General features: G+C 63.0%; 26 protein-coding genes. 14 read left to right on the plus strand and 12 right to left on the minus strand.

What is annotated here, in order from left to right; genetic code table 11:
- The first annotated feature begins 14 nt into the window (after positions 1-14).
- A complete protein-coding gene (locus tag ACU8HS_RS15300) occupies positions 15-212 on the plus strand; it encodes a hypothetical protein (protein WP_112568825.1) in 198 nt (65 codons plus the stop codon).
- A gap of 1 nt (position 213) precedes the next feature.
- On the opposite strand, the gene ACU8HS_RS15305 is transcribed toward ACU8HS_RS15300, so the two are convergent.
- Both ACU8HS_RS15305 and ACU8HS_RS15310 read right to left on the minus strand, forming a co-directional pair.
- Complete coding sequence (locus ACU8HS_RS15305; protein WP_447014656.1) at positions 214-447, minus strand: hypothetical protein; 234 nt, start codon at positions 445-447, stop codon at positions 214-216.
- 112 nt (positions 448-559) lie between these two features.
- Positions 560-2,086 (minus strand): winged helix-turn-helix domain-containing tetratricopeptide repeat protein, encoded by a 1,527-nt coding sequence (locus tag ACU8HS_RS15310; RefSeq protein WP_447014657.1) that lies wholly within the window; start codon positions 2,084-2,086, stop codon positions 560-562.
- A 240-nt stretch (positions 2,087-2,326) separates the two neighbouring features.
- On the opposite strand from ACU8HS_RS15310, the gene ACU8HS_RS15315 reads away from it, so the two are divergent.
- Entirely contained in the window at positions 2,327-2,659 is a 333-nt protein-coding gene (locus ACU8HS_RS15315) for a hypothetical protein (RefSeq protein ID WP_112563418.1), read from the plus strand.
- Between the two features lie 4 nt (positions 2,660-2,663).
- Here the strand turns inward: ACU8HS_RS15315 and ACU8HS_RS15320 are convergent, their stop codons facing one another.
- Positions 2,664-3,572, minus strand: coding sequence for a LysR substrate-binding domain-containing protein (locus tag ACU8HS_RS15320; protein ID WP_112563400.1), 909 nt, complete (start codon positions 3,570-3,572; stop codon positions 2,664-2,666).
- 100 nt (positions 3,573-3,672) lie between these two features.
- Here ACU8HS_RS15320 and ACU8HS_RS15325 point away from each other — a divergent pair, with 100 nt between their 5' ends.
- Positions 3,673-3,870, plus strand: a complete 198-nt coding sequence (locus tag ACU8HS_RS15325) for a hypothetical protein (protein ID WP_113412116.1) — start codon at positions 3,673-3,675, stop codon at positions 3,868-3,870.
- Here the strand turns inward: ACU8HS_RS15325 and xdhC are convergent.
- The 4 genes from xdhC to ACU8HS_RS15345 form a co-directional block, all read right to left on the minus strand.
- Positions 3,846-4,697 (minus strand): xanthine dehydrogenase accessory protein XdhC, encoded by an 852-nt coding sequence (gene xdhC / locus ACU8HS_RS15330; RefSeq protein ID WP_113412117.1) that lies wholly within the window; start codon positions 4,695-4,697, stop codon positions 3,846-3,848. The genes ACU8HS_RS15325 and xdhC overlap by 25 nt on opposite strands.
- Positions 4,698-4,699: 2 nt before the next feature.
- The gene (gene xdhB / locus ACU8HS_RS15335; protein ID WP_113412118.1) at positions 4,700-7,036 is read right to left on the minus strand and encodes a xanthine dehydrogenase molybdopterin binding subunit; all 2,337 of its coding nucleotides are present in this window, start codon (positions 7,034-7,036) and stop codon (positions 4,700-4,702) included.
- Positions 7,037-7,217: 181 nt separating this feature from the next.
- Positions 7,218-8,684 (minus strand): xanthine dehydrogenase small subunit, encoded by a 1,467-nt coding sequence (gene xdhA, locus ACU8HS_RS15340; protein WP_112755921.1) that lies wholly within the window; start codon positions 8,682-8,684, stop codon positions 7,218-7,220.
- Positions 8,685-8,713: 29 nt separating this feature from the next.
- Positions 8,714-9,490: a 3-hydroxybutyrate dehydrogenase gene (locus ACU8HS_RS15345; RefSeq protein ID WP_112706055.1), complete on the minus strand. Its 777-nt coding sequence runs from the start codon at positions 9,488-9,490 to the stop codon at positions 8,714-8,716.
- Between the two features lie 180 nt (positions 9,491-9,670).
- On the opposite strand from ACU8HS_RS15345, the gene glpK reads away from it, so the two are divergent.
- Complete coding sequence (glpK, locus tag ACU8HS_RS15350) at positions 9,671-11,164, plus strand: glycerol kinase GlpK (RefSeq protein WP_112755925.1); 1,494 nt, start codon at positions 9,671-9,673, stop codon at positions 11,162-11,164.
- A 4-nt stretch (positions 11,165-11,168) separates the two neighbouring features.
- Here glpK and ACU8HS_RS15355 read toward each other — a convergent pair whose 3' ends face one another.
- Positions 11,169-12,140, minus strand: coding sequence for a DJ-1/PfpI family protein (locus ACU8HS_RS15355; protein ID WP_112757100.1), 972 nt, complete (start codon positions 12,138-12,140; stop codon positions 11,169-11,171).
- Between the two features lie 117 nt (positions 12,141-12,257).
- On the opposite strand from ACU8HS_RS15355, the gene ACU8HS_RS15360 reads away from it, so the two are divergent.
- A complete protein-coding gene (locus ACU8HS_RS15360) occupies positions 12,258-12,899 on the plus strand; it encodes an HD domain-containing protein (protein WP_447014658.1) in 642 nt (213 codons plus the stop codon).
- A 52-nt stretch (positions 12,900-12,951) separates the two neighbouring features.
- Here the strand turns inward: ACU8HS_RS15360 and ACU8HS_RS15365 are convergent, their stop codons facing one another.
- On the minus strand, positions 12,952-13,914 hold the full coding sequence (locus ACU8HS_RS15365) for a hypothetical protein (protein WP_112757211.1): 963 nt from the start codon (positions 13,912-13,914) through the stop codon (positions 12,952-12,954).
- Positions 13,915-14,118: 204 nt separating this feature from the next.
- Here ACU8HS_RS15365 and ACU8HS_RS15370 point away from each other — a divergent pair, with 204 nt between their 5' ends.
- The 5 genes from ACU8HS_RS15370 to greA all read left to right on the plus strand — a co-directional run bounded on the left by ACU8HS_RS15370 (position 14,119) and on the right by greA (position 18,291).
- A complete protein-coding gene (locus ACU8HS_RS15370; protein WP_112757098.1) occupies positions 14,119-14,493 on the plus strand; it encodes a YciI family protein in 375 nt (124 codons plus the stop codon).
- Entirely contained in the window at positions 14,490-15,749 is a 1,260-nt protein-coding gene (locus tag ACU8HS_RS15375; protein ID WP_447014659.1) for an RNA polymerase sigma factor, read from the plus strand. Before ACU8HS_RS15370 ends, ACU8HS_RS15375 begins: the two co-directional genes overlap by 4 nt.
- Positions 15,750-15,930: 181 nt before the next feature.
- Positions 15,931-16,989, plus strand: a complete 1,059-nt coding sequence (locus ACU8HS_RS15380; RefSeq protein WP_112756041.1) for an LLM class flavin-dependent oxidoreductase — start codon at positions 15,931-15,933, stop codon at positions 16,987-16,989.
- A 39-nt stretch (positions 16,990-17,028) separates the two neighbouring features.
- Positions 17,029-17,778 carry a type I methionyl aminopeptidase gene (gene map / locus ACU8HS_RS15385; protein ID WP_112563380.1) on the plus strand — a complete coding sequence of 250 codons (750 nt, stop codon included), beginning with the start codon at positions 17,029-17,031 and terminating at the stop codon, positions 17,776-17,778.
- A 30-nt stretch (positions 17,779-17,808) separates the two neighbouring features.
- The gene (greA, locus tag ACU8HS_RS15390; RefSeq protein WP_112757094.1) at positions 17,809-18,291 is read left to right on the plus strand and encodes a transcription elongation factor GreA; all 483 of its coding nucleotides are present in this window, start codon (positions 17,809-17,811) and stop codon (positions 18,289-18,291) included.
- Positions 18,292-18,329: 38 nt separating this feature from the next.
- Here the strand turns inward: greA and ACU8HS_RS15395 are convergent, their stop codons facing one another.
- Positions 18,330-18,728, minus strand: coding sequence for a RidA family protein (locus tag ACU8HS_RS15395; RefSeq protein ID WP_112706061.1), 399 nt, complete (start codon positions 18,726-18,728; stop codon positions 18,330-18,332).
- A gap of 194 nt (positions 18,729-18,922) precedes the next feature.
- On the opposite strand from ACU8HS_RS15395, the gene ACU8HS_RS15400 reads away from it, so the two are divergent.
- Positions 18,923-19,519, plus strand: coding sequence for a TetR/AcrR family transcriptional regulator (locus ACU8HS_RS15400; RefSeq protein ID WP_112563374.1), 597 nt, complete (start codon positions 18,923-18,925; stop codon positions 19,517-19,519).
- 36 nt (positions 19,520-19,555) lie between these two features.
- Here the strand turns inward: ACU8HS_RS15400 and ACU8HS_RS15405 are convergent, their stop codons facing one another.
- Positions 19,556-20,158: a PadR family transcriptional regulator gene (locus tag ACU8HS_RS15405; RefSeq protein WP_447014660.1), complete on the minus strand. Its 603-nt coding sequence runs from the start codon at positions 20,156-20,158 to the stop codon at positions 19,556-19,558.
- A gap of 163 nt (positions 20,159-20,321) precedes the next feature.
- On the opposite strand from ACU8HS_RS15405, the gene ACU8HS_RS15410 reads away from it, so the two are divergent.
- Entirely contained in the window at positions 20,322-21,503 is a 1,182-nt protein-coding gene (locus tag ACU8HS_RS15410) for an MFS transporter (RefSeq protein ID WP_112757090.1), read from the plus strand.
- Between the two features lie 123 nt (positions 21,504-21,626).
- A complete protein-coding gene (gene sbmA / locus ACU8HS_RS15415; protein WP_112706064.1) occupies positions 21,627-22,892 on the plus strand; it encodes a peptide antibiotic transporter SbmA in 1,266 nt (421 codons plus the stop codon).
- 65 nt (positions 22,893-22,957) lie between these two features.
- Here sbmA and ACU8HS_RS15420 read toward each other — a convergent pair whose 3' ends face one another.
- On the minus strand, positions 22,958-23,947 hold the full coding sequence (locus ACU8HS_RS15420; RefSeq protein WP_112757209.1) for a polysaccharide deacetylase: 990 nt from the start codon (positions 23,945-23,947) through the stop codon (positions 22,958-22,960).
- Between the two features lie 128 nt (positions 23,948-24,075).
- Between ACU8HS_RS15420 and ACU8HS_RS15425 the strand changes: the two genes are divergently transcribed.
- The gene (locus ACU8HS_RS15425) at positions 24,076-24,672 is read left to right on the plus strand and encodes an NnrU family protein (protein ID WP_112563368.1); all 597 of its coding nucleotides are present in this window, start codon (positions 24,076-24,078) and stop codon (positions 24,670-24,672) included.
- The last annotated feature ends 101 nt before the right edge of the window (positions 24,673-24,773 follow it).

Genomic DNA, 24,773 nt, shown 5'->3' on the forward strand with positions numbered 1-24,773 from the left:
GGAGCCGCTGAAACATGCAGATCGAAGTCCCTTGCCCGAAATGCCGCAACACGCGCATGAAGTTTCCGCGCCCGCAGCCGATCGACAGCGACATCATCACCTGCTTCAGCTGCAATTTCGAACTCGGCACCTACGGCTCGATCAAGAAGAAGATGGTGGCGATGCTGAACCGCGTCGCGGCTGCCGAGCAGCAGCAGAAGAAGAAGCACTAGTTCAGGGCTCCACAGACAGGGGCCGTCTTGCAGCGGGCGTGGCGCGCAGCCGCAGCTTGCCGCGAAGGAAGGCCGCTATTGCGGCGACCCGCGAGCCGGCCGAAGCCGGTGCCTCGGGCTCGGCGATACAATCGGCAATGTCCGCCAGCAGGCGGGCATCGAATTGGCCGACAGAGCGGGGAGCCGGCGTAAGCTTGCCCTGGTCGGGCGACAGGATCGTCAGGGGCGATAACATCGTAACCTCTCATGCTGGTGCGCCGTCTGCGCGATGAGAGGAGATTGCCCCGCCTGCCTGCGCCGGGTCCTTTAGCGGCAGCCTAAAAGATCCAAAGAATGCCGAAACGTTGCTAAGCTTCGGGCAGACCGGCGCGGCGCAGCCCGTCCAGAACGAGGGCCAGGCGTTCGGGAACCTTGGTTGCCTGGCCGGCCGCGATGCTTGCCAGCGTGCTGTCGGGCGCAATGCGCAGGAGATGCTGCAGGAAGCGCCTGGCCTCGTCGATGCGGCCGAGATTCACGTTGTCGGTGATCAGAATCCAGACCGTCGGATCGAAGTTCGGGTTCAGCGCCAGCGAGCGCGACGCCCAGAGAAGCGACTGCTCGTAATTGCCGCGGATCATCTCGATATCGGCAAGGCCGCAGAAGGTGATGTGGGCATAAGGATCAAGCGGGCTCAGGCGGTGGGCGCGCATGAGATATTCCTGCGCGCGATCGAGGTTGCCGCAATGAAGATGCGCAATTCCTGCCCGCAGGACCACGTTGAGGCTGTTCGGATTGAGGTCGACGGCGGCCTGCATGATCGCCAGGCCCCAATCATATTCGCGCCCGACCTGAATGAGCGACATGCCGCAGGTGGCCATGATCGTCGCGTCGCCCCTTGCCAAGGCGATGCCCCGGCGCGCGAGCGCCACGCATTTTTCCGCATCGTCAGGCCCGAAGGGCGGCCAACCCATCGTCCTGCGATGTTCGAGCGTGTAGGAGGCAAGTGCCAGGATGCGGGCATTGTCCGGTTCGCGCTCAAGTGCCTCGGTCAGCAGCGCATGCGCCTCGGCGTTCTGGGCCGAGGTTTCGGCCAGAATCTTCGGCAGGACCTGCAGGCAGATGTCATAGACGGAAATGCTGCCCGGCCGCTCCCGACGCGCCCGCTCCAGCTCGGCGTGGTGGACATGCGGCTCGATGCCTATGGCAACGGATTCGGTGATGCGGTCCTGGAATTCGAAGACCTCTTCCAGATCGCCGTCGAAGCTTTGCGCCCAGAGCTGCACATTGGCCACCGCATCCACGAGGCGGGCATAGATGCGCAGCCTGCTGCCGGATTTGCTGAGGCTGCCTTCGAGCACGTATTTGACGCCGAGTTCACTGGCAATCTTCCTGATATCGCCGCCGCGATAGACGAAGCTGGTATTGCGGGCGATGACGGCAAAGGACGTGAAGCGGCTGAGCGCCGTGATGATGTCGTCGACGATGCCGTCGGCAAAATACTGCTGCTTTGGATCGCCGCTCAGATTTTCGAAGGGCAGGACCGCGAGCGAGGGGAATATGTCATCCCCGGTTTCGGCGACGGCGACCTGTCTGCGTAAGAGCCGGTAGCCGAGGCGCGGCAGCGTGACGATCCATTCCTGGCCGTCCGGCCGCTGCCCGAGCGCCTTGCGCAGATGCGCGATCTGGACCGAGAGATTGCCTTCCTCCACCATCAGCCCCGGCCAGCCCGCCTCGATCAGCGCCTCCTTCCCGACCGGTCTTCCGTCCGCATCGAGCAGCGCCTTGAGAAGCGCGATCGCGCGCTGGCCGAGCGGGACCGGCTGGCCGTCCCGCCGCAGCACGCCGCTGCCGGGGTCGAGCATGAAACGGCCAAAAGCATATCGCTGCTCTTCCATGGAAATATTTATATCCGCGCAATTTGGGGTGGCAATCCGGTTGCGTGAGGCGGGCACGGCATTCGCGTGCCTTAAAAAATCGCGGATTTCTGCGACATCCTGTTTTCCGCCGGTGCTCCGATGCGGGGCAGGCGGTTTCTTGAAATGTGAAGTTTGGGTTACAGTTTTTAAACGCAAGCCGCCGGTATGAGGGGAAACCGCATCATGCCGGCGGCGCATTCATCGACGGAGAAGATGCCCATGCGCAGCATTCTGACATGTGTGATGATTGCCTATGCGTCGTTCGCGACAGCCCACGACGCCGGTACGGGGTGGAGCTACGACCCCTATTGTTGCAATGGAAATGCCGAGAACGGCGATTGCCAGATGATCCCGTCCAAGACCGTGGCGATCACGCCCTACGGCTATCGCGTGACGCTGAAGCCTGGCGATCACCGGCTCGTGACACGCTACCATGTCTTTCTGCTGCCGATGACCAAGGCGATGCATTCGGGCGACAGCGAATATCACATCTGCCTGTTTCCGAACGAGGACACGCCGCGATGTTTCTATGCGCCTGAAATGGGCTTTTAAGCGCTCAGTCTGAGAGCCCTTCCTGCTCGACATGGAATTTGTCCAGCAACCATTTCCGGAAATTCCTGATTTTCGGAACGTTGCGCCTGTTCTCGGGATAGGCCAGCCAGTAGTCGCGCCCGTCGTAGCCGGTCAGTTCGAAGGGCTGGTACAGCCTTCCGGCGGCGACATCGTCCTGGAAGTGGCCGGGATTGAGCATGGCGACGCCGCCGCCGGCCATGGCGATGCTGGCATCGAGGATCTGCGTGCCGAATTCGCTTTTCGGATAGCGGGAAAGATCGGCGTCCTCGACGCCGGCGGCCGCAAACCATTGCGCCCACCAGGGATCGCCGGCGCTGATCAGGGGGAGTTTCAACAGGTCCGCGGGCTCGTGAACGCCGCCGATTTCGGCAGCGAGTTTCGGGCTCAGCATGGGGGCGTAATCAAGCTTCATGATGCGGTGGCTGATGAGGCCCGGCCAATCGCCGCGGCCCCAGCGGATTGCGACATCGGCGGCCTCCTTCTGGAAATCGACGAGATTGCCCGAGGTGACGAGCCTCACGGCGATATCCGGAAACTGCAGCTGGAAGGAGCCGATGTAGCGCGACAGCCATTGCTGGGCGAAGGTTGCCGTCGAATGGATCGTCAGCGTTTCCTCGGTCGCCTTGCGCATCGAGGCCATGGCGTCGATCAGGATGTTGAACGCGTCGGAGACCCTGGGGGCGAGATATCTGCCCGCTTCCGTCAGTTCGATCTGGCGCGGCCGGCGCAGGAACAGCGGCTCGCCGATATTCTCCTCCAGAAGCTTGATCTGGTAGCTGACGGCCGTCTGCGTCATGCCGAGCTCGTCGCCGGCCTTGGTGAAACTGCCGAGCCGGGCCACGGATTCGAAGACGCGCAGCGCATTCAGCGGGAACTGCTTCGACAGTTTCATGGATAAGTTCTCTTTATGAGTTCAGACGGTTGTTCGATTGGAATTGCATCATTTTTCGCTGCAAACTGCAATCATCTCATCAAACCATCAAGGTGATGTCATGGATTGCCAGGCTATCGAAGAGAACCGTTCTGTCGCAAGAGAGGCATTGATCGCCACCGTTGCCCGCCGGCTGCTCCGGGGGATCGGCAGCCGCATGCCGAAGCTCGATATGGATGTCACGCCCGACCGCATCAAGCGCGATCTCGGTTTCCTGGACGGGCGCGACCCGCGCTACGAGGACGACCGGTCGCGATAGGCGGCAAGCGCCGTTAGGATTTCGGCGGCCGTCATGGCGGCGATCACCTGCGGGCGCTTGTCCTTCACCGCCGATCCGCCGATCGGCAGGGTGAGGCGATCGAGCCAGGCGCGCTCGCCGCCCGCCTCGCGGCAAAGCCAGTTCGCAAAGGTCGCCCGCTTGGTCGCCGAGCCGATCATGCCGATATAGGCAAGGTCGGTGCGGGCGAGCGCTTCGCGGGCGATGAGGAAATCGAGCGCGTGGTCGTGCGTGAGGATGACGAGTGCCGCGCCGGCGGGCATGTCCTTCACCAAGGCCTCGGGCATCGGCACGAGGCGGCTTTTCGTCGGGACCGGCAGATTGGCAAGCTCGTCCTGCCGGGTTTCGATCACGGTGACGGATAGCGGCAACGGTGCGAGCGCTGCCGCCAGCGCGCGGCCGACATGGCCTGCGCCGAAGACATGGACTTCCGGCAGGCTATCGGCTTCGCTTTCCTGCCTTCTCTCCATCTCGTTCCGGACCGTATCGGTAACGCGGCGGAAACGCAGTTGCGTGCGGCCGCCGCAGCACTGGCCGATTTCCGGGCCGAGCGGAATATCCATCGTCTCCGTGCCGCCGCTGCCGGCGAGCAGGGCGCGGCCATTGCCGATCGCGATATATTCGAAATGGCCGCCGCCGATCGTGCCCCAGACACTTGCCGCCGAAACCAGCATGAAGGTGCCGGCTTCGCGTGGCGTCGAACCTTGCGTGCCCGATATCTCGATCAGGATCGCTTCGGGCTGCAGGGCCAGAAAGGCGCGGAAGTCGCTGCCGGGCACAAAACCGGAAAGGATTTCGCGCCGCGTCATGGCTACACCCTCTTCATCCTCTCGACTGCCATCAGCACGCGCTCGGGCGTGGCAGGCGCATCGAGATGCGGGCAGACGCGATAGTTGGCAACGCTTGCGACCGCCATGGAAAGGGCTTCCAGCACCGAGATCGCCAGCATGAAGGGCGGTTCGCCGACGGCCTTGGAGCGGCCGATCGTGGCTTCCGCGTTTTCGGACCATTCGGCAAGGCGCACGTTGAAGATCTTCGGCCGGTCGGAGGCGAGCGGGATCTTGTAGGTGGAAGGCGCGTGGGTGCGCAGCCGCCCCTTGTCGTCCCACCAGAGTTCTTCGGTCGTCAGCCAGCCCATGCCCTGGACGAAGGCGCCCTCGACCTGGCCGATATCGATTGCCGGGTTCAGCGAGCGGCCGACATCGTGGAGGATATCGGTGCGGTCGACGAGATATTCGCCGGTCAGCGTGTCGATAGACACTTCGCTGCAGGCGGCGCCATAGGCGAAATAGTAGAAGGGCGTGCCGCGGCCGGCCTTGCGGTCCCAGTGGATCTTCGGGGTCTTGTAGAAGCCGGCGGCCGACAGCTGCACGCGGGCGAAATAGGCCTGTTTGATGAAATCGGGGAAGGGGATTTCGATCTCGCCGACCCGCACACGGTTGGGCAGGAAGACGATGTCGGTCGCCGGAACGCTCCATTTCTCCGCCGCGAAGGCGACGAGCCGTTCCTTGATCTGGCGGGCCGCGTCGAAGGCTGCCATGCCGTTCAGATCCGAACCGGAGGAGGCGGCGGTCGCCGAGGTGTTCGGCACCTTGCCGGTCGTCGTCGCGGTGATCTTCACCCGGTCGATATCGACCTGGAAACTGTCGGCCAGAACCTGCGCCACCTTGGTATAGAGGCCCTGGCCCATTTCCGTGCCGCCATGATTCAGGTGGATCGAGCCGTCCTGATAGATATGGACCAGCGCGCCGGCCTGGTTGAAGGCGGTCATGGTGAAGGAAATGCCGAATTTCACCGGCGTGAGCGCAATGCCCTTGCGGATATAGCGGCTGTCGCGGTTGAAGGCGACGATGGCGTTGCGCCGGGCGCGGTAGTCGGCGCTCTCCTCCAATTCGTCGACCACGCGGGCGATGATATTGTCCTCGACCTCCTGATGGTAGGGCGTGGTGGTGCGTCCGGACCCCGGCTGGCCGTAGAAATTCAGCTTGCGGATATCGAGCGGATCCTTGCCGACGGCATAGGCGATCTCCTCGATGAAGCGTTCGGCGCCGAGCATACCCTGCGGGCCGCCGAAACCGCGGAAGGCGGTGTTAGAGACCGTATGCGTCTTCAGCGGCTGCGAGACCAGATGCACATGCGGGTAGAAATAGCTGGAATCGGCATGGAAGAGGGCGCGGTCGGTGACGGGGCCTGAGAGGTCCGAGGAGAAGCCGCAGCGGGCCGAATAGGTGGCGTCGACCGCGTGGATGCGGCCTTCGTCGTCGAAGCCGAGTTCGTAATCGACGCGGAAATCGTGGCGCTTGCCGGTGGCGCTCATGTCCTCGTCGCGATCGGGACGGAACTTGACGGCGCGCTTCAGCTTCTTGGCCGCAACCGCGGCAAGGGCCGCAAACTGGTTGCCCTGCGTTTCCTTGCCGCCGAAGCCGCCGCCCATGCGGCGCACGTTGACCGTGACGGCATTCGAAGGGATATGCAGCACATGGCCGACAATGTGCTGGATCTCGCTCGGATGCTGGGTGGATGACCAGACAGTGACCTCGTCATCCTCGCCGGGGATCGCCATGGCGATATGGCTTTCGAGGTAGAAATGCTCCTGGCCGCCGATGCGCATGCGGCCCGTCAGCCGGCGCGGGGCGTTTTCCATTTCCGCTTTCGCTTCGCCGCGCTGCAGGGTCATCGGGGTGATGACGAGCGGGCTGCCGTTTTCGATCGCGCCGTCTATATCGCTCCAGTGCGGCAGGTCGCGATATTCGATCTTCGCCTTGCGGGCGGCGCGGCGGGCGATCTCGCGGCTTTCGGCGATCACCGCGAAGATCGGCTGGCCGTGGAATTCCACCCTGGTTTCGGCAAGCAGCGGCTCGTCGTGGCTGCCGTTGGAGCTGACGTCGTTGACGCCCGGAATGTCCTTGCCGGTGAAGACCCAGACGACGCCGGGCTGTGCGGCGACCTCAGAGAGATCCATCGAGAGGATCTCGGCATGAGCCCGGTCGGACAGGCCGAGCGCGCCGTGCAGAAGATCGGCGGGCTCGGGAATATCGTCGATATAATCGGCACTTCCCGTGACATGCTTATGTGCTGAATCATGCCGCAGCGAGACATGCATCTGGCCGTTGATGAGCTTGCGATCCTCGAAGGTGGACTTGTCCATCAGCGGGCTCCTTCGTGAGGAGATGCAGTGCCGTGTGGCCCCCTCATCCGGCTGCCGCCATCTTCTCCCCGCCGGGGAGAAGAGGATGCCGCGCCGTCTCGTTCCCCCCTTCTCCCCTCGGGGAAAAGGTGCCCGAAGGGCGGATGAGGGGGCCACACGGCATCAACATATCCCATTCTCATCACGCCACCTCCTCGAACCGCTTCAGTTCGGCTGGTGCGCCGACCGTTTCGAGATAGAAGCGCGTCAGCAGGTTCTTCGCCGTGAGCTGGCGATATTCCGCTGTGGCGCGCCAGTCCGTCAGCGGCTGGAAGTCGGCGTCGAAGGCGGGGCGGGCGGCCTCGATGGTTGCCTCGCTCCAGACCTTGCCGATCAGTTCGGCCTCGACGCTGCGGGCGCGTTTCGGCGTTGCCGCCATGCCGCCGAAGGCGATGCGGATCTCGGCAACGCGCTCGGCCTCGTCCAGCACCAGATAGAAGGCGCCGAGCACGGCAGTAATATCCTCGTCGCGGCGCTTGCTGATCTTGTAGACGGCGAATTTCGCCTCGGCGACCGGGTAGGGGACGAAGACGCTTTCGACGAATTCGCCCGGTCGGCGGTCCTGCTTGCCATAGGCGATGAAATAATCCTCAAGCGGCATCCTGCGCGCGCCTTCGACCGAGCGCAGCGTCAGTTGCGCACCGAGCGCGATCAACGGCGGCGGGCTGTCGCCGATCGGCGAGCCGTTGGCGATATTGCCGCCGATCGTGCCCATGTTGCGGACCTGCTCGCCGCCGATGCGGGTGATGAGGCGGGCAACGGCAGGAAGCTTGCGGGCAATGGTTTCCAAAGCGCGGCTATAGGTGACGCCGGCACCGATGCTGATGCCGTAGTCGCCGGCAATGATCGACTGAAGCTCCGTCAGGTGGTTGATGAAGACGACGGGGTTCAGCTGCCGCATCTGTTTCGTGACCCAGAGGCCGACATCGGTGGAGCCGGCAACGATCGTGGCCGCCGGTTCGGCCGCAATGATCTTTGCCAGCGCCTCGGCGGAGCGCGGCACGATGAGACGGCCTTCCTCGGACGTGATCGTCAGCGTTTCGGGTGCTTGCATGGCCCAGAGGCGGGCGATGATTTCGGCGCGGGTCTTTTCCAGCGGATCGAAGAGCGTGCTCGGGCGCTGCAGGCTCACCTGCTCGGCCGCCCTGACGATCGGCTCGTATCCGGTGCAGCGACAGAGATTGCCCTGGAGCGCCCTTTCGATCTCGGCGCGGTCGGGCTTCTCGTTGGACAGCCAGAGGCCGTAGAGCGACATGACGAAACCGGGCGTGCAGAAGCCGCATTGCGACCCGTGGCAATCGACCATGGCCTGCTGCACCGGGTGCAGCGTGCCGTCTTTTGCCGCCAGATGTTCGACCGTCACCACATGCGTGGCCTGGAGCGAGCCGATGAAGCGAATGCAGGCATTGACGGATTCGTAGAAGAGCTTGCCGTCGATCAGCCGGCCGACAAGCACGGTGCAGGCGCCGCAATCGCCCTCGGCGCAGCCTTCCTTGGTGCCTGTCAGCCGCCGCTTCAGCCGGAGGAAATCGAGAAGCGTCTCGGTCGGCCGGACGTTCTTCAGGGAAACGTCCTCGCCATTGAGGATGAAGCGGATGCTGTCGTTCATGATGTTCCCGAGTATTTTTCCTAAAATGGTTATGCCGCCGTCCAGCCCCCGTCAATCGAGATATGCGTGCCGGTCACCTGCCGGGCTTCCTCGCTTGCGAGGTAAAGCGCCAGTGCGCCGATCTCCTCGGCCTTGACGAATTCGTGCGTCGGCTGCGCCTTGAGGATGACCTCAGTCTTGACCTGCTCTTCGGTCATGCCGCGCGCCTTGGCGGTATCGGGGATCTGCTTTTCGACCAGCGGGGTCAACACATAGCCGGGGCAGATGGCGTTTACCGTCACGCCGAATTCGGCAAGCTCGAGAGCCGCCGTCTTCGTCAGGCCTAATATACCATGCTTTGCCGCTACATAGGCAGATTTGAAGGGCGAGGCGACCAGGCCGTGGGCCGAGGCGATGTTGATGATGCGGCCGTGTTTTTTCGCCTTCATCAGCGGGATGGCAGCCCGCATCGTATGGAAGGAGCTGGACAGGTTGATGGCGATGATCTGGTCCCATTTCTCGATCGGGAAATCCTCGATCTTTTCGACATGCTGGATGCCGGCATTGTTGACGAGCACATCGACGGTTCCGAAGGTCTTGCCGGCAGTCTCGATCAGGTCGGCGATCTCGGAAGGCTTCGTCATGTCGGCCGGATGATAGAGGACCCCGGCTTTCGACGATGATTCAAGGCGCTCCACTATCGCCTTGATTTCATCCTCCTTTCCGAAGCCGTTGATGACGACGTTATCGCCCCTGGCGGCAAAGGCCGAGGCGATCGCAAGCCCGATACCGCTGGTTGACCCGGTGACGACGACTGATCTCTTCATGCTTCTTCCTCCCTGGAGCCGAGATGCTGCATTGCAGCGTCAGAGCGAGGTTATGCTCAAAGGCGCCGGGCTGGCAATCGGGAAGTGGCGGCGGTGCGCCGCGGCCACTTACACCCTTCCAAGTGCTGCGGACCTGCCCTATTGATTTGCCACGACAACGGGATGCGCGGGAGGAATCGCATGGGTGGATATGTTCTGGCGGTCGATCAGGGAACGACCTCGACGCGGGCGATCGTCTTCGACGGCGACATGAAGATCGCCGGCATGGGCCAGAAGGAATTCACGCAGATCTATCCGCGCTCCGGCTGGGTGGAGCACGATCCCGAGGAAATCTGGGATTCGGTCGTTTCCACCGTCAACATGGCGCTGCGCGAAGCGAAGGTGAGTGCGACGGATATTGCCGCGCTCGGCATCACCAACCAGCGCGAGACGGTCGTCGTCTGGGAGCGCGAGACCGGCAAGCCGATCCAGAACGCCATCGTCTGGCAGGACCGGCGCACGGCAAGCTATTGCGACAACCTCAAGCGGCAGGACCTGGAGCGCACCTTCACGAAGAAGACCGGCCTCATCCTCGATCCGTATTTCTCGGGAACCAAGCTTTCGTGGATGCTCGCCAATGTGAAGGGCGCGCGGGCAAGGGCTGCGCGCGGCGACCTCTGCTTCGGCACGATCGACACGTTCCTGATCTGGCGGCTGACGGGCGGCAAGAGTTTCGTGACCGACGCGACCAACGCGTCGCGCACGCTGATGTACAACATCGCGACCAACGCGTGGGACGAGGACCTGCTCGACATCCTGCGCGTGCCGGCCGCCATGCTGCCCGAGGTGAAGGATTGCGCCGACGATTTCGGCACGGTCGATCCGGCGCTCTTCGGCGCGGCCATACCCATTCTCGGTGTCGCCGGCGACCAGCAGGCGGCGACGATCGGGCAGGCCTGCTTCGAGCCGGGCATGCTGAAATCGACCTACGGCACCGGCTGCTTCGCATTGCTCAATACCGGCAGCGACATGGTGCGCTCGAAAAACCGGCTGCTGACGACGATCGCCTATCGCCTGAACGGCGAGACGACCTATGCGCTGGAAGGTTCGATCTTCATCGCGGGGGCGGCGGTGCAATGGCTGCGCGACGGTCTCGGCATCGTCGATAAGGCATCCGATACCAACGACCTGGCAGAGAAAGCCGATCCGACGCAGGACGTCTATCTGGTGCCGGCCTTTACCGGCCTCGGCGCCCCGCACTGGGATGCCAAGGCGCGCGGCGCGATCTACGGGCTGACACGCAACAGCGGCCCGGCCGAGCTTTCCCGCGCCGCGCTCGAGGCCGTCTGCTACCAGACTCGCGACCTGCTGGAGGCCATGCAGAAGGACTGGAAGAACGGCGCCGACGATACGGTGCTGCGCGTCGACGGCGGCATGGTCGCCTCCGACTGGACGATGCAGCGGCTTGCGGACCTGCTGGAGGCGCCGGTCGACCGCCCCGTCATTCTGGAGACGACGGCGCTCGGGGCCGCGTGGCTCGCCGGCAGCAGGGCAGGCGTGTGGCCCAACCGGGAAAAGTTTTCCGCCACCTGGAAACGCGACCGCCGCTTCGAGCCTGCAATGGACGAGAAGACGCGTGCCGCGAAGCTCAAGGGCTGGAAGAACGCGGTGAAGCGGACGCTGAGCGAATTCTAGCCGCTCAGCTTGCCGGGCTCATATGCGCATATTGCTTGCGGTATTCCGCAGGCGTGACGCCGAGATGGCGCATGAAGGCGCGGCGCAGCGTGTCGTCGTCGGCAAAGCCGCATTCGCTCGCCACCTGTTTCGGTGCGTGCCCGCTTTCGAGCAGCCGGCGGGCGGCGGCGATGCGGGTGGATTCGACCCAGGCTGCCGGTGTCACGCCGACTTCCTCGCGAAAAAGGCGGGCAAAATGCCGGGGGCTGAGTTCCATGCGGCGGGCGAGCTCGGCGACGCTGTGGTCGGCAGCGGGATTGGCGGCGATCCAGCGCTGCACTTCCTGAAGGGCCGAGCGCCCGGCGGGGGCGGCTTCGCCCTTGCGGCTGAACTGCATCTGGCCGCCGGGGCGCTTGAAGAACATGACGAGCTGGGCTGCTGTGCGCATCGCCACCTCGCGGCCAAGGTCTTCTTCGACAAGGGAGAGGGCAAGATCCAGTCCCGCGGTGACGCCGGCGGCGGTTCTCAGCTTTCCGTCCGCCACATGGATCGCGTCTTCTTCCACGGTTGCGGCGGGATAGGCCTGTCTCAATCTCTCTGCGACGGCCCAGTGGGTCGTCACGCGTCGGCCATCGAGCAGGCCGGCCGCCGCAAGCAGGAATGCGCCGCTGCAGACCGAGCCGTAACGGCGGGCCTGCGGCGCGGCCTTGCCGAGCCACGAAAGCAGCTTTGCATCGTGTTCGGTCTCGGCCGCATTGGGGCGGCCCGCCACCAGCAGCGTGTCCAGCGGACCGGTCTCATCCTCGATCGTATAATCGGCGACCAGGCGCACGCCGGAGGAACTGCGGATATGTCCGTGCGTGGTGGCGATGACGACAGGACGGTAGGCCTCCTTGCCGCTCTGCAGGTTGGCCTCGGCAAAGACGTCGAGCGGGCCGGAGACATCCAGAAGCTGGACGCCGGGAACGGCGAGGATTGCGATGTTCCTGGGTTTCATCTGACGGCCTCATGTCTGCAGCAGGGTGGTTTTGGCAGAAAATGACGGATGGCGTCGATTGCTGACGCATTCAGCGGCTTTTACGCTCCCTGGCATCCACCATCAAGGAGAAAGACGATGACATTGACGATCGGCGGCATCAGTATTCCCGACAGCAAGCTTGCCCGCGACATTACCGAACTGGTGCGGGACGCGGAGTCGCCGCTGCTCTTCCACCATTCCAGCCGGGTCTATTATTTCGGTGCGCTTTCCGGCAAGCGCCGCGGGCTGAGCTTCGATCCGGAACTGCTTTATGCCGGCGCCATGTTCCACGACATGGGGCTGACGCATCAGCACAGTTCGGCGCATGAGCGCTTCGAGGTCGACGGCGCCAATGCCGCGCGCGATTTCCTGAAAAGCTACGGCATCTCGCAGGCCGATATCGATACGGTCTGGACAGCGATCGCGCTGCATACGACGCCCGGCATTCCGCAGCATATGCACCCGGTCGTGGCGCTGGTGACGGCCGGCGTGGAGATGGACGTGCTCGGCATCGACTATCACGGCTTCGGCGATGCCGACCGCGAAGCTGTGGTGCATGCCCATCCGCGCACGCCGCATTTCAAGGAGGATATCATCCAGACCTTCTATGACGGCATCAGGCACAAGCCGGAAACGACTTTCGGCAATGTGAAGGCGGATGTGATCGCGGACAGGGAGCCGCATTTCCACAGAGGCAATTTCTGCAGCGTCATCCGCAATTCGGCCTGGGTCGGCTAGGGCATTCGAAAATATCGGGGCAGGCGGCCTTGCGACCGCCTGCCGGCTCTTGTCATTTCTTCAGCCAGGGTGTGGCCGTGCTCCAGAAGATCACGTTGGCGCCGAGATAGTCCTCAGCGAAGGCGGTGAACTCTTCCCTGGTGAAGGGTTTTTTTGTCGCCGGGTTCTTGTAGGTCAGCGTCGGCTCCTGCACGGCGAGGCCGACATAGGGGAGCTTGCCCTTGTACTTGTTGAAGAAGGGGTAGGAGTTCTTCATCTGCGCCTTGCGGTTCGGCACGATATCGGGACCGCCGAGGCCGACATTGTTCCTGGCGGCATAGTCGAAGAGGCGGCCCATGTAATTATGGTCGTTCTCCCATTCGCAGGGCCAGAAGTTCACATATTGAACGACCAGCGACTTTTTGAAGACCTTGCGGGCGAAGGCGAGGTTTTCCATCTCGGCCGAAAAATAGGCGTCGCAGGAAAAGCCCTTCGGCTCGTTCCTGGGGTCGAGATCGATGGAGGTTTCCGGCAGGTTGATGCCGTAGACCTGGCCGTCGAACTTTTCGGCGAGCGCCTTCAGGAGCGCCTGATAGCGGGCGCGCACGGCCGGGTTCCATTGCTGGGCGACCCAGCCGGAACCGACGGGCTTGTTCTCTCCGGGATTGTCGAATTGCGGGGTCAGGCCGCCGTCATATTCCGGTTCGGTCAGCATGTAGTCGGGAATGTTGCGCGCCTTCGGATTGAAGAAGCGGTCCTGCACCTGGATGAACATCTTCCTGTTCAGGCTTTTGGCGATGGCGAGATCGGCTTCGATCGCCGAGAAATCATACTGGCCCTTGGCAGGCTCCAGGCTTTTCCAGTTGTAGACGACCTGCACGCCGCCGATATCGGGCCGGGAAAGCGTTGCCTTTGCGGCGGCGAGATTGCCGGCGCTCGTATAGAGGAAGTTTTCCGGCGCCGAGGCAGCATGGGCCGCTTGCCGCGGCAGGACGAGGGCGGCAAGGGCCGCCAGAAGTATCTGGAATCTGGTCATGGGGTCTCGAACGAAAAGGTGATGGAAAGCGCGCAAAGCTCTCGGGGCCAAATCGGGCAACTCGATGGCGGCCTTTGCCGAGCGCGCGCGCATGGTTAATCCCGGTGTTTCCATCGCGTTTGCCAGTTTCCCCATCGATAATTTTTTGATGCGCCCTGTCTGCCAAGCGGTTACTCCTTCGTCATTCGGAAAGAGGAGTAACCGATGCTTTACGCAATCCTTTGCTACGCCAATGAGGAAACCGTCTTCGCCTGGACCAAGGAGGAAGAGGCTGCCGTCATGGGAAAGCTTCACGCCGTGATCGAGCCGCTCGCCGCTGCCGGCAAGCTCGGCCCGACCGGCCGGCTGATGCCGACGACGGCGGCAACGACCGTGCGCAAGGGCAAGGACGAGGCCTTCGTCGTCGACGGCCCGTTTGCGGAAACGAAAGAGGCGCTTCTCGGCTTCTACACGGTTGATTTCGAAACGCTGGATGAGGCGATCGCCTTTTCCAAAGAGCTTTCGGCGGTCAATCCGGGTTCCACCTCTTACGAAATACGGCCGTTCTACACGTTCAGGCCGGGAGAAATCGCATCATGACGGACATTGCCTGGATCGACCTCGCGCTTGCCTCGGCCCGGCCGAAGGCACTCGGTGCGCTGCTGCGCTACTTCCGCAATCTCGATACGGCGGAGGAAGCGTTTCAGGAAGCGTGCCTGCGGGCGATCCGGACATGGCCCGAGAAGGGGCCGCCGCGCGATCCGACCGCCTGGCTGATCTTCGTCGGCCGCAACAGCGGCATCGACGCGGTGCGCAAGCGGGCGAAGATCCAGGCGCTGCCGGACGAAGACCAGATTTCCGACAAGGAGGATGCCGAAAGCGATATTGCCGAGCGGCTGGACGATTCCAACTATCGCGACGACATCCTGCGGCTGCTCTTCATCTGCTGCCACCCGGACCTGCCGGCCACGCAGCAGATCGCGCTGGCGCTGCGCATCGTCTCCGGCCTCACGGTAGCGCAGATCGCGCGCGCCTTCCTCGTCTCCGAAAGCGCCATGGAACAACGCATCACGCGCGCCAAGGCGCGGGTGGCAAAGGCGGGCGTGCCCTTCGAAACGCCAAGCCCGCAGGAAAGGGCCGAGCGGCTGGCGATCGTCAGCACGATGATCTACCTGATCTTCAACGAGGGCTACAGCCAGGCCGACCCGGAGCAGGAGGCGGCCGCCTTCAGCGACGAGGCGATCCGGCTGGCGCGGCTGATGCTGCATATCTTCCCCGCCGAGCCGGAGCTGATGGGGCTGCTCTCCCTGATGCTCTCGCAGATTTCCCGCAGGCCGGCGCGCTTCAGCGCCGAGGGCGAGATCGTGCTGCTGGAAGATCAGGACCGTTCGCTCTGGAACCAGGCCTTCATCAACGAGGCGCTGGCGCTGCTCGACAAGGCGCTGCGCCACCGCCAGCCCGGCCCCTACCAGCTGCAGGCGGCGATCGCCGCCGTCCATTCCCGCGCCAAACGCGCCGAGGATACCGACTGGGTGGAAATCGACCTGCTCTACCGGGCGCTGGAGCGCGTGCAGCCTTCGCCCGTCGTGACGCTCAACCGCGCCGTCGCCATTTCCAAGCTGCACGGCCCGCAGGCCGCACTCGACCTCATCGAACCGCTCGGCGCAAAGCTGGACGGCTACTTCTATTATCACGGCCTGCACGGCAATCTCCTGAAGCAGCTCGGGCGCATTGGCCCGGCACGCATCGCCTTCGACCGCGCCATCGCGCTTGCGCATTCGGCGGCGGAGGCCGCCCATATCCGGCGGGAGATCGACAAGATGCAGGAAGAAGCGGCGCAGCCGGCGACGAAATAATCTGTGCCTCCACGCGATGCCGCCCCACGGCTTCAGGGAGCGGGCATCGAAATCATCGATCCGCGGCAGGCGCCGGCCCGACGCGCCTATCAACTTTATCGAACAATCCGTTCCAGAATTTCCGTTTGCTCCAGGCTCTGCCGGACCTTATTTCAGGGGCAAGTCAGAGAGGATGCAGACCATGGAACTCGGCCTTTACACATTTGCAGACGTCAATCCCAATTCGCCCCGCAAGGGCGTGGAAGCGGCCGAGCGGATCAGGCATCTGATCGAGGAAATCGAGCTTGCCGATCAGGTCGGCCTCGACGTCTTCGGTCTCGGCGAACATCACAGGCCCGACTATGTGGCCTCGGCACCGGCGGTGGCACTTGCCGCGGCGGCGGCCAGGACGAAGAACATTCGCCTGACCAGCGCCGTCACGGTACTCTCGTCGGACGATCCGGTGCGGGTGTTCCAGCAGTTTGCGACGCTCGACCTGATTTCCAACGGTCGCGCCGAAATCATGGCCGGGCGCGGTTCCTTCATCGAATCCTTCCCGCTGTTCGGCTACAATCTCGAAGATTACGACCAGCTTTTCGAAGAGAAGCTCGATCTGCTGCTGGCGCTGCGCGACAACGAGGTCATCACCTGGAAAGGGGAGCTGCACCCGCCGATCCATGGACGCGGCGTTTATCCCCGGCCGCTGCAGGACCCGCTGCCCTTGTGGATCGCCGTCGGCGGCACGCCGCAATCGGTGGCGCGCGCCGGTGCGCTCGGCCTGCCGGTGGCGCTTGCCATTATCGGCGGCGAATATCCGCGTTTTGCGCCGCTCTTCGATCTCTACCGGGAAGCGGCCCGCCGGGCAGGGCAGGATGCCGCCAAGCTGAAGACCAGCATCAACGTGCACGGTTTCATCGCCGATACGACGGAGGCTGCGGCCGACCAGTTCTACGGCCCGCAGGCCGAGGTGATGAACCGCATCGGGCGCGAGCGCGGCTGGGGGCCGACGAGCCGGGCGCATTTCGACATGGCGCGCGGCCCGACCGGCAATCTCTTCCTCGGCGATCCGGAACGGGTGGCGGAAAAGATCGTTGCGGCCCACAAGATATTCCGCAACGACCGCTTCCTGCTGCAGATGGCGATCGGCCAGATGCCGCACGAGCAGGTGATGCGCGGTATCGAACTCTACGGGACAAAAGTGGCGCCGATCGTCAGAAAGGCATTGACTGGGGCTTCCGAAGGCGCGAAAGCCACCGCTTGACGAAGAGCCTGTCGCTCTCGGCAAAGCCGGAACGGGTCCATGGTAATCGAGAACGACGAAGAACTTTCCAAGCTCAAGGAGATCGGCCGCATCTGCGCCAACGCCATTCAGGTGATGGCGGCGGCCATGGAGCCCGGCATGACGACGCTGGAGCTCGACCAGATCGGCCGCAAGGTGCTGGAAGATGCCGGTGCCCGCTCGGCGCCGGAATTCTGCTACCAGTTTCCGGGCGCGACCTGCATCAGCGTCAACGAGGAAATCGCCCACGGCATTCCCGGCCCGCGCGTCATCCGCCCGGGCGATCTCGTCAATATCGACGTGTCGGCGGAAAAGGACGGCTTCTTTGCCGATACCGGCGCCTCCTTCGCCGTGCCGCCGGTCAAATCCAGGATCGAAAAGCTTTGTCGCGACGGCAAGCGGGCGCTCTGGGTCGGCCTCAACCAGGTGAAGGCCGGCGAGCCGCTGGCAAAGATCGGCAATGCCGTCGGCGCTTTCGCCCAGAAGAACCGCTACACGCTCGTCGCCAACCTCGCCAGCCACGGCGTCGGCCGTTCGCTGCACGAGGAGCCGGCCGAGCTTTCCACCTGGCCCGACCCGTCCGAACGGCGCATGATGACGGAAGGCCTGGTCTTTACCGTCGAGCCTTTCCTGTCGCTCGGCGCCACATGGGCCGAAGGCGGCGACGATGCCTGGACGCTCTATGCCGATCCCAAGGCCCCGACGGTGCAGTACGAGCACACCGTCGTTGCAACCCGCAACGGGCCGATTATTCTCACATTGGCGGCCTGAAGGGCTTTCCCTTCGCCGCCGGAGGTCGAGATGGCTGTTGCTTTCACCAAGGAAGAGAGTGCCGAAACGGCGGCGGAAACGCTGCTGCCCGACCGCGCGATCTCGCCGCATCCCAATCTCGTGACGGAAGCCGGGCTGAAGGCGCTGGAACTGCAGGTGCAGGAAGCGCGGCTGGCCTATGAGGCCGCGGGCGCGATCGAGGACGTCAACGAAAAGCGGCGGCAGCAGGCCAATCCACTGCGCGACCTGCGCTATTTCGTCGAGCGTGTTCGCACGGCGCAACTCGTGCCGAACCCGACCTCGACCGAAACCGTTGCCTTCGGAAGCACCGTGACCTTCAGCCGCGACGACGGCCGGGTGCAGACCTATCGTATCGTCGGAGAGGATGAGGCCGATCCGAAGGCCGGATCGATCTCCTATGTCTCGCCGGTCGCCCGTCTTCTCATGGGCAAGGCCGTCGGCGATGTCGTTACTGTCGGCGATCAGGAACTCGAGGTCGTCGCGATTTCGTAGAGTGCTGCCCGCTCTTTGCGCGCCGCGCCGGCGTCATGTCAGGCGGCTTGCGGCAGGCGGGCGATCGCCTTGATTTCGAAGTCGAAGCCCGCCAGCCAGTTTACGCCGACGGCCGTCCAGTTCGGGTAGGGCGCTTGGCCGATTTCCTTCATTCTGATGCCGGAGATGACGGGCCACTGCGCTTCGGGATCGGTGTGGAAGGTCGTGACGTCGACGACATCGTCGAAAGTGGCGCCGGCGGCCTTCAGCACGGCTTTCAGATTGTCGAAGGCAAGCTGCACCTGCCGTGCGAAATCCGGCTCGGGCGAACCGTCTTCACGGCTGCCGACCTGGCCGGAGACGAAAAGAAGATCGCCGGAGCGGATCGCCGCCGAATAGCGGTTGATCTCATAGAGCGCCTGGCGGCCGGCGGGGAAGATCGCATCACGTTTGCTCATCGTTTTCTCCTGTTCGGGCAAAGGGACACTTATCGCCGGGCGGGCGCCCGTCGACAGCGGTCGGATATTCGCGGGTATGGCCTTGCCCATCGTGCGGAGCTTCAATTGATATACGCTCCGTATGTGGATATAATCAGACATACGCTGCGTATGTCAATACACATACGACGCGTATGTGTATTCTGGAGATGGTGATGGCGGCAAAGACCCGGGCGCAGATGATGGAGGAGACGAGGGCGAAGCTCATTCAGGCCGCCCGGAAGGCTTTCGCAGCCAAGGGTTTTGCGGCTGCTTCGATGGACGACCTGACAGCCGATGTCGGGCTGACGCGCGGGGCGCTCTATCACAATTTCGGCGACAAGAAGGGATTGCTGCAGGCCGTCATCGACCAGATCGACAGCGAAATGGGGGAGCGGCTGCGCATCGAGCGCGACCGGGCGGAGACGGCCTGGCTCGGGCTGCTGGCGGAATATACCGCCTATATCGAAATGGCTCTGGAGCCCGAGATCCAGCGCATCATGCTGCTCGACGGGCCGGCGGTGCTCGGCGATCCCTCGCAATGGCCGAGCCAGAATGCCTGCCTGCGGACGACGACCCAGACAATCCAGGCGCTGATCGACGAGGGCACCGTCAGGCCTGTCGATGCGGAAGCCGCCGCCCGGCTGCTGAACGGGGCCTCACTCAGCGCCGCACTCTGGATTGCCGCTGCCGATGATCCGCACAGCCTTCTGGCAAAGGTGGTCGAGGCTTTCCGCGGTCTCGCAAGCGGCCTGCTGAAAGCCGGGGATTGACGGGGCGGCAGTTTTGCCGCCCCCGGTCGCAGCGGGTCAGTCCTGCTGCGGATCGGCCTTGCCGCCCTGCAGGATTTCCATGGCGGCGCGCTCCAGGATGCCGGAGATCCTGGCGGCTTCGCTTGCCGACCAGGGATGGCGCATCCGCAGTGCCGAACGCAACAGCTGGCGGGCGGCGCGGACATTGCCGTCGTCGCGGCCGAAGTCGTCGTCCTCTTCCTCGCGCCGGCGCCGGCCGCCGCCGCCGGGGTGCTGATCGGGGTCGAACATGCGGTTGACGAAGGCCATGCCCTCGGCAATGCGCTCCAGCTTGGCAAGGGTCTGGTCGACCGCAGCGCGGTTTTCCTCCACCTTCTGGCGGCCGGCCCCGGTGATCTTATAGAGTTTCTTGGCTCCGTCGTTTTCCACTTCCGCCAGTCCGGTCTCTTCCAGATAGGTGAGCGCCGGATAGATGACGCCGGGGCTCGGCACGTAAAAGCCGCCGGAACGCTCCTCCAGCGTCTTGATCAGTTCGTAGCCGTGGCTCGGACGCTCTTCCAGAAGCGCCAGCAGGATCGTCTGCAACTCGCCGGCGGAAAACCTGCGGCCCATTCCCATGCGCATCGCCTCACCGGCGAAACCACCTCGAAAACCTCTCATCATAGGCTCCTTTATGTCAGATGTATCGTTAACTACGTCGTACGATATATATCGTAAGATATGACTTTCAAGAGTGCGGCCGAAAAATTCTGTTCGCGAAATTGAAGCACCCATCAGAAATACTCACTTGTCCCGGCCATGCTGCAGCGCGATAAAACGGACCATGCTGGCTCCCAACGACGACCGCCCGGTCAATCTCCTCACCACAGCGCTTGCAGGGGCCGTCGCCATGGCGGCGGCCATGGGCTTCGGGCGCTTCTCCTTCACGCCGATCCTGCCCGGCATGATGGTCGGCGTGCCGCTTTCGGCCGCCGACGCGGGTTTCATCGCCTCGGCCAATTTCGTCGGTTATCTCGTCGGCGCGGTTCTCGGCGCCTATGGCTGGGCGGCGGGGCGCGAGCGGCTGGTGGCGCTTCTTTCGCTGTTTGCCACCGCAATCCTGCTGGCGGCCATGGCGGCGACGGAATCGGTGCTGCTCTTTGCCGTCATTCGCTTCCTGGCCGGCGTAGCGAGCGCTTTCGCGATGGTCTTCACGTCGGCAATCGTGCTGAGCCACGGGGCGGCGGCCGGCAACGACCACGTTCAGGCGGCGCATTTCGGCGGGCCGGGGGCGGGGATTGCGATTTCCTCCGTCATGGTGCTGGCGCTCGGTTGTGCCTTCGACGATGCGGCCGGCGGCTGGCGGGCCGACTGGATCGGCGGCACGCTCTTCTGCCTCGCAAGCCTTGTCGTCGCCTGGGCGTTGCTGCCGAAGGCGCCGGTGCGCTCGGGGCGGGCGAAGGAGCCCGGTCTCGTCTGGAGCCGGCCGATGGTGCTGCTGACGCTCTCCTACGGGTTCTTCGGCTTCGGCTATGTCATCACCGCAACCTTCCTCGTCGCCATCGCGCGCATGAGCGCCTCGGGACCGATCGTCGAATTCCTGTGCTGGTTCATTGCCGGGGTGACGGCGACGGTGGCGCTGTTCATCTGGAGGCCCTTCGTGCGGCCGCTCGGGCTCGGCGGCGTCTATGTCGCCGCACTTGTCATCGAGGCGATCGGAGTGCTGGCGACCGTGGAACTGCCGCGTTCGGTCGCGCCCCTGATCGGCGGCGCGCTGTTCGGCGCGACCTTCCTTGCGATCACCGCCTACGGATTGCAGATCGGCCGCCGGCTCTCACCCGAAAGCCCGCGCCGCATCCTGGCGCTGATGACGGCCGCCTTCGGCGTCGGCCAGATCGTCGGCCCCGTCGTCGCCGGCTGGATTGCCGAGGCGACGGGCAATTTCGTGCTGCCGACCATCATCGCGGCCATCGTGCTGGTTTTCTGCGCGCTGCTCGTGATGCCGGTGATGAAGAAAATCCCTTAAGTGGTTACAAGTGCGTAACAATGGCTTGAGCCCATTGCTGCTTTCTTCGAACTGCCTTAATTTCCGGGCAACCAGTGGTTCGCCACTCTTCCGTGACTCCAGTTCAGGAAAGCAAATCCTCCCGTGTTCCACTCTTTCTTCCCCCAGCCGAAGGCGTTTTTTACTTCGCTCGTAGTCTGGACCCTGGCCGCAATTTTCGGCTGGTATTTCTTCGCCGCCGGTCTCGGCGCCTCGCTTGGCTTTGCGCCGGTTCCTGAGGAGCAGCAGCCGATCGACCTGTCGTTCTTCCTGCTGCCGGAAAACCTCTGGTTTTACGGCTATTTCCTTTTGACCGCGCTGATCTTTTGCGGGGTGTGGCATTTGAAGGCCTTCAGCCATCCGTGGAAGATTTGGTCTATTTGGGGTTCGGCGCTTATCATCTTCGTGACTTATTTTGGCGTGCAGATCACGGTCGTCATCAACAATTGGCGCCGGCCTTTCGGTGATCTGCTGCAGAATGCGCTGACGAAGCAGCCTGGCATCACTGTCGAAAACTTCTACGATCTGTTCCTGATCTTCGCGCAGATCGCTTTCCTGAGCATGTTCGTGTCGATACTGACCGACTTTTTCACCAGCCATTACATCTTCCGCTGGCGGACGGCGATGAACAATTTCTACATGGCCAATTGGGAAAAGCTTCGCCATATCGAAGGCGCATCGCAGCGTGTGCAGGAAGATACGATGCGCTTTTCCACCACTCTGGAAGGTCTCGGCATCAACCTGATCAATTCGGTGATGACGCTGGTCGTCTTCCTGCCGATCATGCTGGCGCTGTCGCATTATGTGACGAGCCTGCCGATTCTTGGCGAAGTGCCGAACTCCCTCTTCTGGCTTGCCATCTTCTGGTCGGCTTTCGGCACCGGGCTGCTCGCCATTGCGGGTATCAAACTGCCCGGACTGAATTTCAAGAACCAGCGCGTGGAAGCCGCCTACCGCAAGGAGCTGGTTTATGGCGAGGATCATGCCGACCGAGCTCAGCCGCCGACGGTCCAGGAACTGTTCTCACGGGTGCGGAAGAACTATTTCACGCTGTACTTCCACTATCTGTACTTCAATGTTGCGCGCTCGTTCTATCTGCAGGCGGACAATCTTTTCGTCTATTTCTTTATGGCGCCGACCATCGTTGCCGGCGCCATCACTTACGGTATCTTCCAGCAGATCGCGACGGCCTTCGGCCAAGTCAGCAACTCGTTCCAATATCTCGTCAATTCCTGGACGACGATCATCGAGCTGCTTTCCATCCACAAACGCCTCAAGGCTTTCGAGGCGGCGATCGACGACGAGCCGCTGCCGGATATCGACCAGCGTTATCTCGAGCGCGAGGCGGGAGCCGTTCACGCCGACGGCTGATACCAACAGAAAAGCCACCGATATGGTGGCTTTTTTATTGTGGGATATTCAAATGTGCCGGGTCATTACAACCCGGAAGTCTGCTGCAGCCTGCCGCGCGTCTCGATCATCGGGATCGCTTCGGAATAGCTGACGCAGGCAACGTCCGATCTGTGGCAGACGTCGCTGACCAGCCTGTCGAGCGCGCGCCAATAGGCGCCGCCGTTCATTTCCACGAAATGAAAGCCGAGCTGCAGGGGGATGCGGCTGCCGGCATATTGTTTGTCGAAGGCTTCCTTGAAGGCGGTGTAGGCGCGCTCCTCGAAAGCGGCGCTGTCGGCGGCATCCTCCTCGCCTTTGGAATGGCGGACGAAGAGGTTGTAGTCCATGCCGATGATGGGCTTTTCCGCCGGGCCTTCAGGGATGAGCGGCAGGCCGAAGCGGAGGATGCCGTCCTCCTCGACCGGCATTGCCGGTCCCTTTGTCACCAGGCTTGCGTCATAGGTGAAGCCGGCCTTCTTCTCGGCCGCGATCATATCCGCGCCGCCGCCGGTCGAAAGATAGGGCGCGCGAAAACCCTTTATGCCGTGATCGACGAGATCCTGCCAGCCGGCCGGCTCATCGAGGCCAACGCTCTTCCAGGCGTTCTTCAGCGTTGTCCTGAAGGTTGCGTATTCCGCCGACCAGTCCGCCTCGCTCCACTGGCGGCCGTCGAAATGGCCGCAGGCATGGCTGGAAATGTCATGGCCTTCCAGATGGGCGTGCCAGATATTGCCGAGGCGCTGGCGGATCTCGTCGTCGCTCCGGGCAAAACCGACATTGGATTTTCCGCGCTTCTGGTGCGGGGCCTCGTAGGCCTTCTTGGCCGCCTCGTTCATCAGGAAGGTGCAGGAGAGGAAATAGGTGAAATGTGCGCCGTTCCGGGCCGCCATTTCGCGGCTCTTCTGCCAGAGCGCATTATCATGGGCGCCGTCGAAGGAGATGATGACGAGCTGTTTCGGCTTGTCGGCTGCACCGGCAGCGACAGGAACAATCAGGGACAAGGCGAGGGAAGCAGGAAAAATCGAACGAAACATGGGCACCGCGACAATTTGCATTGCGGTTTTCCTGTTACAGAAATGCGGCGAAGCTGCGGTCTTGCTTTCATTTTTCGTCCGGGACCGGTAATCCATGGCTGACCAAGAAACGGGAAAACAAGATCATCATGGCTCTGCTCGTCCTCAGCCTCATTCTCTTCCTCGGCGTTCACCTGATCCGCGTCGTCGTGCCGGGCTTCCGGCAGGCGATGATCGACGGGATCGGCAAGCCGGCCTGGATCGCCATCCATTCGGCCGCGAGCATCCTGACGCTGGTTTTCGTGATCTACGCCTTCGGCGCGGCCCGCAGCGAGCCGATCGGCCTGCTCTACAATCCGCCCATGGGCATGGCGCATCTGACCGTCACGCTGATGCTGATCGCTGTCATCTGTCTGGTGGCGGGTTTCCTGCCGGCCGGTCATATCAAGACGAAGACGAAACATCCGATCGTGCTGTCGGTAAAGATCTGGGCGCTGGCCCATCTCCTGTCGAACGGCGAGGCCTATTCGGTGCTGCTGTTTGCGGCGTTCCTCGCCTGGGGCGTGGTGATGCGCATCTCGCTGAAGCGGCGTCAGCAGCGCGGCGAGATCACGCTGCCGGTCTTCGTCTCGGCCAAATACGACCTCTACGCCGTCATCATCGGCGCGGTCGTCTGGGCACTGATGATCTGGCGCGTTCACGAATGGCTGATCGGCGTCGCGCCGCTGCCGATGCTCGCTTCGTGACGATTCTGCGATATCCCCCTTACAACGGCCGCAAAATGGAGTAGAAGGCCCGACAATGTGCGTTTTGCACTGTGAATGGGCGCTACCCGGCCGGAGACGAG

Source organism: Rhizobium sp. KDH_Rht_773_N (assembly GCF_052946295.1).

Excerpts from the sequence above, each read along its gene's own strand:
- ACU8HS_RS15405 (WP_447014660.1), bottom strand. The coding sequence starts at position 20,158 with ATGAGAGGTTTTCGAGGTGGTTTCGCCGGTGAGGCGATGCGCATGGGA.
- glpK (WP_112755925.1), top strand. The coding sequence starts at position 9,671 with ATGGGTGGATATGTTCTGGCGGTCGATCAGGGAACGACCTCGACGCGG.
- ACU8HS_RS15380 (WP_112756041.1), top strand. The coding sequence starts at position 15,931 with ATGGAACTCGGCCTTTACACATTTGCAGACGTCAATCCCAATTCGCCC.
- ACU8HS_RS15310 (WP_447014657.1), bottom strand. The coding sequence starts at position 2,086 with ATGGAAGAGCAGCGATATGCTTTTGGCCGTTTCATGCTCGACCCCGGC.
- ACU8HS_RS15345 (WP_112706055.1), bottom strand. The coding sequence starts at position 9,490 with ATGAAGAGATCAGTCGTCGTCACCGGGTCAACCAGCGGTATCGGGCTT.
- ACU8HS_RS15410 (WP_112757090.1), top strand. The coding sequence starts at position 20,322 with ATGCTGGCTCCCAACGACGACCGCCCGGTCAATCTCCTCACCACAGCG.
- xdhB (WP_113412118.1), bottom strand. The coding sequence starts at position 7,036 with ATGGACAAGTCCACCTTCGAGGATCGCAAGCTCATCAACGGCCAGATG.
- greA (WP_112757094.1), top strand. The coding sequence starts at position 17,809 with ATGGCTGTTGCTTTCACCAAGGAAGAGAGTGCCGAAACGGCGGCGGAA.
- ACU8HS_RS15425 (WP_112563368.1), top strand. The coding sequence starts at position 24,076 with ATGGCTCTGCTCGTCCTCAGCCTCATTCTCTTCCTCGGCGTTCACCTG.
- ACU8HS_RS15325 (WP_113412116.1), top strand. The coding sequence starts at position 3,673 with ATGGATTGCCAGGCTATCGAAGAGAACCGTTCTGTCGCAAGAGAGGCA.
- ACU8HS_RS15300 (WP_112568825.1), top strand. The coding sequence starts at position 15 with ATGCAGATCGAAGTCCCTTGCCCGAAATGCCGCAACACGCGCATGAAG.
- map (WP_112563380.1), top strand. The coding sequence starts at position 17,029 with ATGGTAATCGAGAACGACGAAGAACTTTCCAAGCTCAAGGAGATCGGC.
- ACU8HS_RS15375 (WP_447014659.1), top strand. The coding sequence starts at position 14,490 with ATGACGGACATTGCCTGGATCGACCTCGCGCTTGCCTCGGCCCGGCCG.
- ACU8HS_RS15360 (WP_447014658.1), top strand. The coding sequence starts at position 12,258 with ATGACATTGACGATCGGCGGCATCAGTATTCCCGACAGCAAGCTTGCC.
- ACU8HS_RS15400 (WP_112563374.1), top strand. The coding sequence starts at position 18,923 with ATGGCGGCAAAGACCCGGGCGCAGATGATGGAGGAGACGAGGGCGAAG.
- ACU8HS_RS15305 (WP_447014656.1), bottom strand. The coding sequence starts at position 447 with ATGTTATCGCCCCTGACGATCCTGTCGCCCGACCAGGGCAAGCTTACG.
- ACU8HS_RS15320 (WP_112563400.1), bottom strand. The coding sequence starts at position 3,572 with ATGAAACTGTCGAAGCAGTTCCCGCTGAATGCGCTGCGCGTCTTCGAA.
- ACU8HS_RS15315 (WP_112563418.1), top strand. The coding sequence starts at position 2,327 with ATGCGCAGCATTCTGACATGTGTGATGATTGCCTATGCGTCGTTCGCG.
- ACU8HS_RS15355 (WP_112757100.1), bottom strand. The coding sequence starts at position 12,140 with ATGAAACCCAGGAACATCGCAATCCTCGCCGTTCCCGGCGTCCAGCTT.
- xdhC (WP_113412117.1), bottom strand. The coding sequence starts at position 4,697 with ATGACGCGGCGCGAAATCCTTTCCGGTTTTGTGCCCGGCAGCGACTTC.
- ACU8HS_RS15370 (WP_112757098.1), top strand. The coding sequence starts at position 14,119 with ATGCTTTACGCAATCCTTTGCTACGCCAATGAGGAAACCGTCTTCGCC.
- ACU8HS_RS15365 (WP_112757211.1), bottom strand. The coding sequence starts at position 13,914 with ATGACCAGATTCCAGATACTTCTGGCGGCCCTTGCCGCCCTCGTCCTG.
- ACU8HS_RS15395 (WP_112706061.1), bottom strand. The coding sequence starts at position 18,728 with ATGAGCAAACGTGATGCGATCTTCCCCGCCGGCCGCCAGGCGCTCTAT.
- xdhA (WP_112755921.1), bottom strand. The coding sequence starts at position 8,684 with ATGAACGACAGCATCCGCTTCATCCTCAATGGCGAGGACGTTTCCCTG.
- ACU8HS_RS15420 (WP_112757209.1), bottom strand. The coding sequence starts at position 23,947 with ATGTTTCGTTCGATTTTTCCTGCTTCCCTCGCCTTGTCCCTGATTGTT.